The 14,553-nt window shown below is 39.4% G+C and carries 12 protein-coding genes; 10 read left to right on the plus strand and 2 right to left on the minus strand.

What is annotated here, in order from left to right; all coding sequences use genetic code 11:
* The first annotated feature begins 2 nt into the window (after positions 1–2).
* From purD to FPL17_RS07920, 4 genes are all read left to right on the plus strand, one after another.
* Entirely contained in the window at positions 3–1,289 is a 1,287-nt protein-coding gene (gene purD, locus FPL17_RS07905; RefSeq protein WP_005189848.1) for a phosphoribosylamine--glycine ligase, read from the plus strand.
* Positions 1,290–1,898: 609 nt separating this feature from the next.
* Positions 1,899–2,774, plus strand: a complete 876-nt coding sequence (locus tag FPL17_RS07910; RefSeq protein ID WP_005151915.1) for a MetQ/NlpA family ABC transporter substrate-binding protein — start codon at positions 1,899–1,901, stop codon at positions 2,772–2,774.
* 71 nt (positions 2,775–2,845) lie between these two features.
* Complete coding sequence (locus FPL17_RS07915) at positions 2,846–3,874, plus strand: methionine ABC transporter ATP-binding protein (RefSeq protein ID WP_005189850.1); 1,029 nt, start codon at positions 2,846–2,848, stop codon at positions 3,872–3,874.
* Positions 3,871–4,566 carry a methionine ABC transporter permease gene (locus FPL17_RS07920; RefSeq protein WP_004654491.1) on the plus strand — a complete coding sequence of 232 codons (696 nt, stop codon included), beginning with the start codon at positions 3,871–3,873 and terminating at the stop codon, positions 4,564–4,566. The genes FPL17_RS07915 and FPL17_RS07920 overlap by 4 nt, the downstream gene beginning before the upstream one ends.
* Before the next feature lie 53 nt (positions 4,567–4,619).
* Here FPL17_RS07920 and FPL17_RS07925 read toward each other — a convergent pair whose 3' ends face one another.
* Together FPL17_RS07925 and FPL17_RS07930 are read right to left on the minus strand one after the other, a co-directional pair.
* The gene (locus FPL17_RS07925) at positions 4,620–5,486 is read right to left on the minus strand and encodes an arginase family protein (protein ID WP_159884359.1); all 867 of its coding nucleotides are present in this window, start codon (positions 5,484–5,486) and stop codon (positions 4,620–4,622) included.
* Positions 5,480–6,466 carry a hypothetical protein gene (locus FPL17_RS07930; RefSeq protein WP_159884361.1) on the minus strand — a complete coding sequence of 329 codons (987 nt, stop codon included), beginning with the start codon at positions 6,464–6,466 and terminating at the stop codon, positions 5,480–5,482. Before FPL17_RS07930 ends, FPL17_RS07925 begins: the two co-directional genes overlap by 7 nt.
* A gap of 360 nt (positions 6,467–6,826) precedes the next feature.
* Between FPL17_RS07930 and gloB the strand changes: the two genes are divergently transcribed.
* The 6 genes from gloB to FPL17_RS07960 all read left to right on the plus strand — a co-directional run bounded on the left by gloB (position 6,827) and on the right by FPL17_RS07960 (position 14,389).
* Positions 6,827–7,558: a hydroxyacylglutathione hydrolase gene (gene gloB / locus FPL17_RS07935; protein WP_005189857.1), complete on the plus strand. Its 732-nt coding sequence runs from the start codon at positions 6,827–6,829 to the stop codon at positions 7,556–7,558.
* A gap of 298 nt (positions 7,559–7,856) precedes the next feature.
* A complete protein-coding gene (locus tag FPL17_RS07940; protein ID WP_004771531.1) occupies positions 7,857–8,063 on the plus strand; it encodes a hypothetical protein in 207 nt (68 codons plus the stop codon).
* Between the two features lie 298 nt (positions 8,064–8,361).
* Positions 8,362–9,744 carry an adenosylhomocysteinase gene (gene ahcY / locus FPL17_RS07945; protein WP_005211580.1) on the plus strand — a complete coding sequence of 461 codons (1,383 nt, stop codon included), beginning with the start codon at positions 8,362–8,364 and terminating at the stop codon, positions 9,742–9,744.
* Positions 9,745–9,817: 73 nt separating this feature from the next.
* Positions 9,818–10,654, plus strand: a complete 837-nt coding sequence (gene metF / locus FPL17_RS07950; protein ID WP_005189862.1) for a methylenetetrahydrofolate reductase [NAD(P)H] — start codon at positions 9,818–9,820, stop codon at positions 10,652–10,654.
* A 22-nt stretch (positions 10,655–10,676) separates the two neighbouring features.
* Positions 10,677–11,396 (plus strand): 16S rRNA (uracil(1498)-N(3))-methyltransferase, encoded by a 720-nt coding sequence (locus FPL17_RS07955; protein WP_159884363.1) that lies wholly within the window; start codon positions 10,677–10,679, stop codon positions 11,394–11,396.
* A 116-nt stretch (positions 11,397–11,512) separates the two neighbouring features.
* Positions 11,513–14,389 carry a bifunctional diguanylate cyclase/phosphodiesterase gene (locus FPL17_RS07960; RefSeq protein ID WP_159884365.1) on the plus strand — a complete coding sequence of 959 codons (2,877 nt, stop codon included), beginning with the start codon at positions 11,513–11,515 and terminating at the stop codon, positions 14,387–14,389.
* Positions 14,390–14,553: the final 164 nt, after the last annotated feature.

The following is a 14,553-nucleotide window of genomic DNA, read 5'->3' on the forward strand; positions in this document are numbered from 1 at the left end:
TAATGAATATTTTAGTTTTGGGTAGCGGTGGCCGTGAACATGCACTTGCATGGAAAATCGCACAAGATGCAAAAGTCACTCAAGTTTTCGTTGCGCCAGGTAATGCAGGCACAGCAACAGAAGATAAATGTACAAACGTAGAGCTTAATATTCTAGACAATCCAGCAATCATCGCATTTGCAAAAGCAAATGATATTGCATTGGTGATTGTTGGTCCTGAAGCACCATTAGTCAATGGTGTGGTAGATGCAGCACGTGAAGCAGGTTTAAAAATCTGGGGCCCAACCCAGTACGCTGCACAGCTTGAAGGTTCTAAAGCATTTGCCAAACACTTCTTAAAACGCCACAACATTCCGACGGCTTTTTATGACGTTTTCACTGAAGTGGATGCAGCAAAAGCCTATGTTGAAAAAAATGGCGCACCTATCGTAATTAAAGCGGACGGTCTAGCTGCAGGTAAAGGCGTAATCGTGGCAATGACCAACGAAGAAGCTTTTGCTGCGATTGACGATATGCTTGCGGGTAACAAGTTTGGTGATGCAGGTTCACGTGTTGTTATCGAACAGTTCCTCGCTGGTGAAGAAGCAAGCTTCATTTGTATGATCGATGGCAACAACATTTTGCCAATGGCCACCTCACAAGATCACAAACGTATTTTTGAAGGCGATGAAGGTCCAAACACTGGCGGTATGGGTGCTTACTCTCCTGCACCAGTGGTAACCCCAGAAGTGTTTGAACGTGTCATGAACGAAGTGATGCGCCCAACCGTTGATGGTATGGCTGCGGATGGTCACGTTTATACAGGTTTCTTATATGCAGGCTTGATGATTGATGAACAAGGTCAACCACGTGTGATCGAATTCAACTGTCGCTTTGGTGATCCTGAAACTCAACCGATCATGATGCGCTTAAAATCATCTTTAGTTGATTTGGTTGAGGCTGGTATTGCAGGTAACTTGCCAAGCGAAGCTGAATGGGATGAGCGCAAATCGATTGGTATCGTTCTTGCTGCTGGTGGTTACCCTGAAACTGTACGCAAAGGCGATGTGATTTCAGGTCTTGGTCAATCTCCAGAAGACACCAAGATTTTCCATGCAGGCACGGCGATGAGTGCTGATGGACATGTGATTACTGCGGGTGGTCGTGTACTGTGTGTGACTGCACTGGGTGATACCGTACTTGAAGCACAAATCAATGCACTAGAGGTATGCGGTCAAGTAACCTTTACAGGTATGCAATACCGTAGTGACATCGGGTACCGCGCAATTGCTCGTGAAAAAGCTGAATAAGCTTTGTTGAGCAAAAAAGCCTTCTCCGGAAGGCTTTTTTTATTCCATAAACCGCATAAATATGAATTCTATATTCATTATTTAAATATAAAATTCAGAAAAATATATATTTATTATTCAACTGATTCCTCTCTTTATATTTTTGGAAAAATTTATAAAACTATCATTTATTTATATTTACTTAGGCCATAATTTTCTTCTAGCAAGCAGGTTGTTAAGCTGCGAAGTACAAGCTGTTCCACTATAACCGCCCATAAATTATTGCTATGATTGCCGAAATTTTAGATGTTGTTTTTATGTTAACTGTATATTCTTTTTCATTATTTTTAAATGTCTAGAATATTGAACCTAACAAAACAAATTGCAGCTAAATCCAAATTTGATTTGAAAATGAGATGAATAGTTGGTTCCTATCTGTATATACTGAATTGGAACATGAATATTCATCTACTTTTCGGATGTTGTAGATCTATCACACTTGTTCAAACTTTAAGAATAATTCAGGGATTGTTTTGAGTGCGATGTCAATTTACAACATACAAACCTATTGCAATCATTAATGCTAGAGAAATGATGATTTTCTCGACATTTTCCGATTAGGATTTATACATGAAAAAGCTGATTAGTCTTTTTTTAAGTGTATCTGTGTTATTACTTGCAGCCTGCAGTAAACAACCAGATACCGCATCTACTGAACAAAAAGGTGATGCTGCTGCATTACAAACCGTTGTAATCGCTTCTACAGGTTCAGACGCTGATATTTGGCGTTATATCGCAACATTACCAGAAACTAAAGCCGCTGGACTTAAACTCGAAATCAAGAACTTCACAGACTACGTTGCAATGAACACTGCAGCCGCGAATAAAGAAGTTGATTTGAACGCATTCCAATCTTACGCTTACCTTGTTGCATTCAATGCTGCAAATAAAGACAAGATTGCTCCTGTTTCAACCACTTACTTAGAACCAATGGGTATCTACTCAAGCAAAGTAAAGAAAGTTGAAGAGTTTGCTGAAGGCGCAACCATTGCGATTCCAAATGACGGTGCCAATGAATCACGTGCATTATTACTTTTACAAAGTGCTGGCTTAATCAAATTAAAAGCTGACTTCGACCCCGTAAAAGGCACGCCTGCTGACATTATCGAAAACAGCAAAAAAATCGTGATCAAACCAATTCAAATGGCAACAGCTGTACGTGTTAAAGATGAAGTTGATGCGATTCTATTGGGTAATACACTTGCAATGGAAGGCGGTTTAAACGTTCTTAAAGATGCAATCTACTATGAACCAGTTGATCAAAGCACCAAATTAAATGTCAATGTATTGGCAACTGCTGAATCACGTAAGGATGATGCAGTACTCCAAAAAGTTGGCGCGCTTTATCATACGGAAGCAGTGAAGAAATATGTTCAAGAACACTTTGCTGGTACTAAAGTTGACGTAAATAAACCAACAAGCTACCTCACAGAAGCGAATTCGTAATATAATACCCCCAAATAAAACAGGCAAAGTGATTTTGCCTGTTTTTTCTTTTTTGCATAGTATTGACGAACATGATCCAATTTAAAAACATTTCGAAACACTATCAGTTGAAAGGTCAAACGATTAACGCGCTGGATCAGATCAATTTAGAGATCCCAGACGGTAGTATCTTTGGCATTATTGGCTACAGTGGTGCAGGTAAAAGTACGCTTATCCGTATGATTAATTTACTTGAGCGCCCGACTCAGGGACAAGTGATCATTAATCAAAAAGATTTTACCGCAATGGATGCGCGTACACTTCGTCAAGAACGTGCAAATATCGGCATGATCTTTCAGCACTTCAATTTACTTCAGACCAAAACTGTGTCTGAAAATATTGAAATACCGCTGAAATTATTAGGTCATAGCAAAGCAGAGCGAGAAAAACGTCTCGCTGAATTGCTTGATTTCATTGATCTCAAACATAAAAAAGATGCCTATCCTGATGAACTTTCAGGTGGGCAAAAACAACGTGTCGGGATTGCTCGTGCACTGGCAAATCATCCAAAGATTTTACTCTGTGATGAAGCAACATCTGCACTTGATCCACAAACCACCAAATCTGTTTTGGCGCTATTAAAAAAGATCAATCAAGAACAAAACATCACTATTGTCATGGTCACTCATGAAATGGATGTAATCGAATCGGTATGCGATTATGTGGCGGTAATGGAGTCAGGTCATGTGATTGAAACAGGCCCGACACTGGATATTTTTAGTCAGCCACAACACCCTACCACTAAAACCTTTATTCAAACCGTATTACAACAACAGTTGCCGATCAATATTCTGAATAATCTTGAGCATAAACATCACAATAGCATCTATAGTTTGCAATTCTTGGGTACATCAGCGCAGGAAACCGTGATTCAGGCTGCGATTAAGCAATTTGATATCAGTCTGAATATTCTTTTCGCGAACATGACCGAAATTAATGGCACCGTGATTGGACAAATGTTCATCCAACTCTTAGGTGATCCGCTGACCATTCAAGAAACTGTTAAATTTCTTGAGCTTCAAGGCGTGAAAGTTGAACAGTCTGGAGTGGTTAGCCAATGAGAGATTTAATCGTACAATGGTTGACTCAAGTCACCGCTCCGTTTTGGCATAGTTCCTTATCCATCGACCAATTTGTTACTGCACTACAAGAAACCTTCCAAATGGTGTTCTTCTCGCTGCTGTTTGGCTGTATTTGGGGACTTATCCAAGGCATTACCTTGGTGGTTACCCGTACGGGTGGCATCTTACAAAATCGCGCGATTTATTATTTCCTAAACCCAATTGTGAATGCACTACGTTCCCTTCCCTTCATTATCTTATTGATTGCTGTTATTCCACTGACCAAAATGTTGGTTGGAACATCGATTGGGACTTGGGCTGCGATTGTGCCCTTAACCATTTATGTCGGCCCATATTTAGGTCGTTTAATTGAAACTTCATTACTTGAAGTGAATGAAGGCATTGTCGAATCCGCACAAGCAATGGGTGCTTCACCTTGGCAAATTATCTTTAAATTTATTATTCCTGAAGCACGTAGCTCTCTGATTCTGAATTTGACTACGGGTACGATCTCGCTCATCGGTGCAACTGCAATGGCAGGTGCTGTTGGTGCGGGTGGTATTGGTGACTTGGCAATTTCTTATGGTTACCAGCGTTTCGACACCAGTGTCGTGATTTTAACAGTCATCGTGTTATTACTGTTGGTTCAGATGGTACAAATGCTCGGTGATTGGTTAGCAAAACTGCGATAGAAAAAATAGAAAAAACGCTCAGCTGAGCGTTTTTTTATGTCTTGTATTTTTACTTAAGGAAAATAGATTTCATTCGCCGCTTTAAAAGTATTTACATGCAATGGCACTAAATCATCCAATGCCTGATATCCCCCAGCCAAAACGAACAGTATTGGAATTTTCATTTTCTTGGCCATCTCAAAGACAATTCGATCACGTTCGAATAATAGCTCGGTGCTAAACCATTTAGAGCCGTATTTATCATGTTGATGACAGTCCATACCTGCCTGATAAATGATTAAATCTGCCTCCCAACGCGAAGCATATTGGAATGCCTCAAAAATCGCTTCACGATATAAATCGAAATTACCTTGTTTAGGGTGAATATAACGCGTCAAACTCCGCTCACTGGCCTTACAGCCAAAACGGATTCCAAAAATTCCAAAATTAATCAGATTGGTCATTCGATTGGTGAAAATAGCTGTGCCATCACCGCCATGCTGATCACAATCTAAAACAAAGATACGTTTTTCTGGATATTGCTTAGCAACCAATGCTAAACCATTAAAAGTACAGTAAGCTGCACCTGATTCATAACTGGCATGGTGAAATCCCTGAGCAATATTGGCAGCAACACCTTCTTTGAATGCAATTTCCGCCCCGACCAATTGCCCTGCCTGAACTGATAAAATTGCATCACGCAGCTGCTCATTCCATGGCTTAAACCCTTGTATGGTGGCAAATGCTGATTGTCCCGATAAAAATGCTTCCACATATTGTGGATTGTGCAATTTCTTTAATAGCTCAACATCAATGCTGCCTGGGTCTATCAATTCAACCATCTGTTGAGCACGTAATACATCCGCAACAGCAGTGAGTTTTTCCATGCTATTGGTATGCGTTTTTGCAAAATAGCGTGGAGAATAACAAGCTTTTAGCATGGATGCCCTACGTAAATCTGATCACGCGCAATTTCCATCAGCTGACTCAATTCGGTTGTATCAGGTCTAAATAATCCATTATCGACCTGTTGTTTAAAGTGATATCCAAATGCCCGAGCACGATTTTCAGGTGACACAGCCAAAGTTGTTAAACGTAAAAACCAAAAACCATTCATCTCGGCAATCGGGATCACATAGCCTTTATATTGCTTATTTTTATGCTTTTCGAGCTGCTCGATTTCATAATGTGTTGAAAACAGACTTCCGGCAGGCAAACGAACACCGTTCATCATCAAGGGAACTAAGCTGATGCAAGAGTGATTATCCCCCATATTCAATTTTTCCATCATGATGGGTTGATCATGCTCATCCACAAAAATATTGATTTCGCCCTGCCGTAATAAACGGTGGTGTGCGATACGTAAGAAAAATTTTTCCGCCATTGGACAAGAGCCGACCTTGGGCTTTTCCTCTAAAGCCTGACACTCAATCATGCCAATCTGCTGTGCTTTTTGCGGCAGAATAATATCGCTAAGAAGCTGACAAATCAGCTGGCTCTCTTCAAGTTCTGCATATTGATGAATGGTTCTTAACTTGGCTTGAAAATCAACTTCCTGTTGCAGATTTTGGGCAAAGGTTTCTTGCGGATTTAAGCGTTGCAAACATTGTTGAACTGCTGGGTTAACATCTAAGTTGCGCCACGAATCAAGTTCCAATCCATAGGAAGCACTCTGGTTCAAGATATTCTTTAAACCTTTGCTGTCATAATCTTCAAAAATACGCAAATCCTGAAACCCGATTGGATCTCGAACTTGAGAAACAAACTCTGCAATGACACGCGTCGCTTGTGTATAACCGCAACCCCGACGTTCAGTCTGATGACTAAAATGCTCATTCAGCATTTCTGTAAGTTTGGCAGAGAGCGGGTATAAATACTTTTTAAAGATAACGACCACTTCATGATCGATCAGCTCAGACATAACGCCCCCTCTTGTTTTTCAGATTTATTACTTTTCACCCATCGTAAAAAATCTGTATTTCTCTTTTTAAATCTAATCATTGAAATTATTTAGCTTTACTTCAATATTTTTATACGATTAAAGATAAATCATTAACTTATAAAACTTTTATCTCATCTTTATTGAAAATATGACACTTGTCAACGATAAAGATATCGGCTGAACTTAGCTGTCAAAATATGCCCGAGAAAGTCATTATTCAGCACTATAAATCAGTAGGAGTTTTGCACTGGACTGAATTTGCACTTACACTAGAAATAGGCACTCATATGGGTACCCAAACCGCAATAACCTCACGAAACAAAGCTTTAGGATTCGGCTATGCATTATAAGATTCATGCAATTGACGTAAAAAATGCCTTAAAAAACTATATTTGGTTATTGGAAGATACAGATACACAAGAAGTCGTAGCCATTGATCCAACAGAAGCTGGTTTAGTTACTGATTTCTGTGAGCAGCATGGTCTACAACTTAAACAAATCTGGCTGACGCATTGGCATAAAGATCATACAGGTGGAGTTGAAGGTTTACTCGCCGATCAGAATATTTTGGTGTATGGACCACGGGATGAGTTGACTAAAATCTCATTCATTTCAAATCCATTACAAAATGACGATCATTTTCATTTTAATGATCTTAAAGTTGAAATTATTGCAACACCTGGTCATACCCTTGGTCATATTACTTATTTTATTGAAAAAATAGAGACACTGTTTAGCGGTGACACCTTATTTGCAATGGGTTGTGGTCGTCTATTTGAAGGGACAGCGGAGCAAATGTATCACTCATTGAATCGGTTGGCTGCGTTACCTATTCAGACCAAAGTGTATTGTACCCATGAATACACCCTTGCCAACGCTGAATTCGCCTTAACTGTTGAACCAAATAACGTCGCACTACAAGAGCGCATGCAACAAGTCAAAGCACTAAGAGAAGCAGATCAAATTACCCTTCCAAGTACGATCGAATTAGAGCTTGAAACCAACCCCTTCCTGCGGACTGAAAGTGCAGAAGAGTTTGCACGAATTCGTAGTCTGAAAGATCAATTTTAATTAAATCCCATCGCTTCGACTGATTCATTTTCTACTTTCTCCACAAAGTGGAAAATGAAATCATTTTTTACATTTGATTCAAGAATATTTTTCCTAAAAATTGATTTTCACCACATTTATAAAAAATATTTTTCACAATAAATTCAAACAACTAATAAAAGCATAGATAAGATTATATCTATAAAAATTACGCTAAATTTACATTACTTACATGTGGAAAAATAAATCTATGCAATCCCCCTTTAAAAAAATTTAACCGACCCTTATTAATAAATACATGTTCACAAGGAGATCTGTCATGAAAAACAGAGTTGTTAAAGCAAAAAACGTATTGGCTTTCCGTATTTGGTTAGAAAAATTAGGATATTCGGTTAAAAATCTGACAGATAACCGTGGCTTCACATTTAGCTTTAAAAAAGAATATGGTTTAGTCACAGGCGATTTATCTGGTAATGCTTTAGCAATGCAACTGGGTGAAGAGTTTGAAGATCATTTAAAAGCCTAATGGCAAATTTCCCTAGATATCAGGGTTTCAAAGGGATTTGGAATCCTTGATTGATGCTCATAAAAATAATTAAAACGTATCTATCATTTAATCCTTCATTTTCTAACCATTTCAAACAAAATTTCATTGGAACAAATGCAAATTCCAAGTATCATTATGCCCAGTCGAGGGATGCTGCGACAATTGATTGGCACTAAAGATCAATTTGCCAGGCTCGACGATCGGTTAGACACTCGTTTTAACCAACAACGGCATCCGCGAACAGAATGATCCATACTATTTTTTCTAGGAGATCCTGATGAACGCGGTGAATGCTTCATTTACAGATTATAAAGTTGCTGATATTTCCCTTGCTGACTATGGTCGTAAAGAGATCAAACTTGCTGAAGCAGAAATGCCAGCTTTGATCGGTTTACGTAAGCGTTATTCAGCAGCTAAACCACTTGCTGGCGCAAAAATCTTGGGTTGTATCCACATGACAATCCAAACTGCTGTTTTAATCGAAACATTGGTTGAACTCGGCGCAGAAGTGCGTTGGACCTCTTGCAATATCTTCTCTACTCAAGACCATGCTGCTGCTGCGATTGCTGCAAGCGGTGTTCCTGTATTCGCGTGGAAAGGCGAAACTGAAGAAGAATATGTGTGGTGCTTAGAACAGCAAATCAACGTCAACGGTCAGCCTTGGGATGCCAACATGATCTTGGACGATGGCGGTGACTTAACTGCACTTGTTCATGAAAAATACCCTGCGCTTTTAGAACGTATCCACGGTATTACTGAAGAAACCACAACAGGTGTACAACGTCTGTTGGAAATGTGGAAAGACGGTTCGCTTAAAGTACCAGCGATCAACGTGAACGATTCGATCACTAAATCGAAGAATGACAACAAATACGGTTGCCGCCATTCATTAAACGATGCTATCAAACGTGCAACTGACATGTTACTTTCTGGCCGTCGTGCACTAGTCATTGGTTATGGCGATGTTGGTAAAGGTTCTGCGCAATCTTTACGTCAAGAAGGCATGATCGTTCGTGTAACTGAAGTTGATCCAATCTGTGCAATGCAAGCATGTATGGATGGATACGAAGTTGTATCTCCATATAAAAATGGCGTACAAACTGGCAAAAAAGAAGATATTAACCAAGACTTATTGGGCAATACTGATCTTGTTGTAACGACAACTGGTAACTACCATGTATGTGATTCTGCAATGTTAGATAGCTTAAAAGCAGGTGCTGTAGTGTGTAACATCGGTCACTTTGATACAGAGATCGACACTGCATACTTACGTGGTTACAAGTGGGTTGAAGTGAAGCCACAAGTACACCAAGTGTATCGTTCGGAAGACGAAAACAATTACCTCATCCTTCTTTCTGAAGGTCGTTTAGTGAATCTTGGTAATGCAACAGGCCACCCATCACGCGTGATGGACGGTTCTTTCGCTAACCAAGTGTTAGGTCAAATGCATTTATTTGCTGAAAAATTTGCTGACCTACCTGCTGAGCAAAAACAAGCAGCGATTCGTGTCGAAGTTCTTCCTAAGAAATTAGATGAAGAAGTGGCTGCTGCAATGGTCCTTGGCTTTGGCGGTGTGTTAACACAATTAACGCAAGTACAAGCAGATTACCTTGGCGTTCCTGTAGAAGGTCCGTTCAAATCTGACGCTTATAAATACTAAGAAAATCAGGGCAGACGTTTTACGGACTGCCCTTTTTTCTAAAATTTCCAAGCGATTTTAAAAAGGATTTGAAATGACAAAGCGTGTTCCTATTTCTTTTGAATTTTTCCCACCTAAAACAGATGCGGGCGCGGAAAAATTAAAACTTGTTCATCAAGAATTACAACTCTTAAATCCAGAATTTTTCTCGATTACTTATGGTGCGGGTGGTTCAACGCGTGAACGTACACTCGCTGCGATTAGTGACTTTAACGGCAAAGGTACACCAGTTGCGCCTCACCTCTCTTGTATTGGTGATGACAAAGCACGTATTGCTGAGCTTTTAGATTTATATAAATCTCAAGGGATTGATCGTATTGTCGCTTTACGTGGTGACTTACCATCAGGTCAGGTCGGTCTGGGTGAACTCCCTTATGCCCAAGACTTAGTCCGCTTTATTCGTGAGCATTCAGGCGATCATTTCCACATTGAAGTGGCTGCTTATCCTGAAATGCATCCACAAGCTGATACCTTTGATAGTGATATTCAACGTTTTGTTGAAAAAGTAAATGCAGGCGCGAATGCAGGTATTACTCAATTTTTCTTCAATCCAGATGCGTATTTCTATTTTATTGAACGTATTACTAAAGCTGGCGTGAATATTCCAGTTGCACCAGGTATCATGCCAATTACCAATGCGAGTAACTTGATCCGCTTTGCTGATGGAACAGGTGCAGAAATTCCACGTTGGATTCGTAAGCAACTCGCAGCGTATGGTGACGATAGCGCAAGCATCAAAGCATTTGGTCACGAAGTGATTGTAAAACTTTGTGAACGCCTGATCGCAGGTGGCGCACCTACCCTACATTTTTATTCAATGAACCAAACCGAACCGACTCGACAACTGGTTGTCGATCTTGGTTTAAACTAATTTGTACGAGCACAACCCAAGCATGAATCGTTTTTATATCGAAACCGAATTAAATACAGGCAATACCGTTGAATTAACCGAATCGGTATTTCATCATTGGGTGCGTGTGCTACGTGCAAAAGAACAAGAACAAGCCATCTTTTTCAACGGAAAAGGTGGTGAATATGTCGTAACACTAACTCAAATCAACAAAAAAAATGCTTTTGTTTCTGTTGATCAATTTGAAGCAGCAGACCGTACAGCACCTTTCAAAGTTGTTTTAGGTCAAGTGATGAGTAAAGGTGATCGCATGGATTATGCGATTCAAAAAGCCACTGAACTCGGTGTTACGACCATTCAACTCCTGACCAGCGAACGCTGTGAAATGCGTTTAAAGTACGACCGTGACCAGAAAAAAATAGACCATTGGCAGTCCGTTGCAATTGCAGCCTGCGAACAATGTGGCATGAATCGCGTTCCGCAAGTCCTTGCCCCGATTCCCTTAACAGAGTGGCTAAGTTCAGAGCTGCCTACAACACGTTTAGTACTCGCACCCAATAAAGACCAAAACAATGTATTGCTGAATAGCTCCCCTGATTTAGCCTTACTTATTGGTCCTGAAGGTGGCTTAAGTGAAGCAGAGATTAACACTGCCAATCAACATCAGTTTCAAAACTGGTGTATTGGTGATCGTGTTCTAAGAACGGAAACAGCGCCAGTTGTCGCTTTATCAATTTTAAATTATCACTTTGCATCGAACTAAAACAGTAGCATTGCTTTCTGTTATGTTTAGCGTTAATTTAAAATAAAACTCTGCTCTGTTTACAAAAAAACAAAGACTGTAAATATAGATAAAAAATGAAAAGGATTATTCTTTGTATGTTAGGGGTTCAGGAAAAAAATTTGCCACAGTTTATCTATACGGATCAAATCGATTATCCAAATCATGTACGTTTATTCGTATTAAGCGTATTTTGTATTTGTCTGTTAGATTACGCCCTGTTTGGTCTTTTTTATTCATTTGAATCCAACATCTTCACAACTTGGATGAGCATTACCCTCATCCTTTTGTTTAGTTTCACTTGTATCTGTCATTTTCTATTAAAACGCTATTCTTCGGTTCGCTATACCAAACAAACCAACATCATTTTCCAGTTGATTTGTTTCTTTACAGGCTTATTGATCGGGGTCAATACCATTGTGATTAATCACTATTTGATGGTAGATGTCCCTCATCTGGTCGGGTCGCATGTTTTAACTTTGACTGCCTTGTTACTTACGGCATCTCATATCATTGCACTCACCTTTTTAACTCAACATATTCGCTATTTTTTCTTATTTTTTATTCCAAGTATCTTCCCTTTAATCGCATCTCAGTTATTACATCGTGATCATGATCACACCTTGTTCTATCTTGCTTATTATTCTTCTTTTTTTGCAACAGTCCTGTGTGCTCAAGTCACCTATAAAATTCATAAACGTTTAGCTTTGGTACTGGATAAGAATAAACAATTGATTGATGTTGCTGAACAACATAATCAATGGACAGAAGAACTTTGCCAACAATTACAACGTGAAGTGAATAAATCTAAAGATATTGAAGCGCAACTCCAGTTTAATAATCACTTATTGGAACAGAAGGTTCGTGAGCGTACATTCGACCTCACACAAATGAATGAAAGTCTAGAAGAACATCGTCAGAACTTAACTTTTGCCCATGAAACTGCGGGCATTCGCCCTTGGGACTGGAATCTTGAAAATCATACCGTTGGTGTGACCAATGCGCACAGCAATGCAGTTACCCGAAATTCTGAAAATCACTACACCCTATTACATAAAATTATTCATCCAGAAGACATCGAGCGGGTAAAAAATACGCTATACAATCACCTCTGCGGTCAAACTAAACGTTATGAAGAAACCTTCAGAATTAAACGCCAAAATGGTGAGTGGACCTGGATTCACGATGTCGGTCAAGTGATTTTAAGGGATCCAAAAGATGATACGCCTTTACGGATGGTGGGTATTCATCGTGATATCAATCAGGAAAAGAAAGATCAGGAGCGTTTAAAACTCGCCGCCAGTGTGTTCGAACAAGCGTCTGAAGGTATTTTTATTTTAGATGAAAACTTTAACTACATTGAAGTGAATCCAAAATACGAGCAACTTACCGGCATCGATAAACAAACCATCATCAATAAACAGTTATTTGAAATCACCAAACAAAATAAACAGCATCACCACAATTTCCATTTGTCTATTCTCGATACTCTCCGTGAAGAGCATGAATATGAAGGTGAATTTCAAGAAACCTATAGTTCTGAAAAATCTTGCTTCCTCTGGATCCACATCAATGCAGTGAAAAATGAGCAAGATCGTGTCATCAATTATATTGGCATTGTCTCGGACCAAACTGAACGCAAACATCAAGAACAGCGTTTATCTTACCTCACCAATTACGATACGCTGACTGATCTGCCAAATCGCTTTTACTATCAACAACAACTACATCAATATTTGGTCAATGAAGCTTCGATTCAACATTTGGCTGTAATTCGCTTAAATATTGATCGTTTCCGTGCATTGAATGAAATCATTAGTAATCAAGCTGGTAACGAACTGCTGAAACAGGTCGCACAACGTTTACGCATTAGTAATATTGATGCGCTATTGGTCGCCCACTTAAGTGCAGATGACTTTGCGATCATTTACGAAATGTCACCCTTGCACCCACCAATTCATCAACTGTGTAATAACATCGTTGAAGCCTTCAGCAAGCCATTTTATTTGGCTGACCAAGAATACTTCGTGAGTATTTCAATTGGTGTTGCGATTTACCCAGAACATGGTCGCCAAGTAGATAATTTAAATACCCATGCTGAACAGGCACTGACAGAAGCAAAGCGCTTGGGTGGCAATACCATTCGTTATTATTCCAATGAAAGAGCCAATTTTGTTGCGAAATATACCGACCTTGAACTTGATCTCAGAAAAGCCATTCAGAACAATGAACTGGTTGTTTACTATCAACCGAAAATTAATGCACACAATAATCAAATTAATGGTTTTGAAGCCTTAATCCGCTGGAAGCATCCAACCAAAGGTCTGATCATGCCAAGCATTTTCATTCCTTTAGCCGAAAGTACCAGCCTGATTTCGGATATTGGTCAATTCGTCTTGCATGAGGCAGCCAAACAACTGCAAACATGGCAAAAACTTGGTTTTAGTAATATCAACATTGCTGTCAATATTGTGGCGCAGCAGATTTTACGTGGCCAACTTCTACATGACATTGATGCTGTGTTAAATACCTATGCCATTTCAGGGAAAAATCTTGAATTGGAAATTACTGAATCTGCCTTTATTGAAAATACCGACAGTGTCAAAACGGTGTTAAATGCCATTAAAGAACGTCATATTTCTATCGCTTTAGATGACTTCGGCACAGGCTATTCTTCACTCGCCTACTTAACCGAATATCCAATTGACATTTTAAAAATTGACCGAGCTTTTATCTCGAAAATTGGCAATGCCAAACAAGATGCGATAGTTAATGCCATGATTGCAATGGGCAAAACCATTGGCCTAAAAGTTGTAGCAGAAGGCGTTGAGACAGAACAGCAGTACGAATACTTGAAACGACAAAATTGCGACATATTACAGGGTTACTTATTTTCACAGCCATTAACTTCTGCCCATGCAACGGAATATCTGCAAAAACAGATGCAACAGTCAACTGTAAAATATTCCATTTAACAACTAATTTTGAGCTTTTTGGCAGTTTATTTTACACACAGCATCGATTGTCAATAAGCTTGAAGTTCAGTGAAAATAAGCTTTTTTGACTGTGCGAAAGCATGAACTAGTGCTATATTCTTGTGCACTTATCTTAATATCGTAATTAGACAGCTATATGTCTG

Origin of the sequence: Acinetobacter dispersus (assembly GCF_009884975.1) — a bacterium.
Taxonomy (GTDB): Bacteria; Pseudomonadota; Gammaproteobacteria; order Pseudomonadales; family Moraxellaceae; genus Acinetobacter; species Acinetobacter dispersus.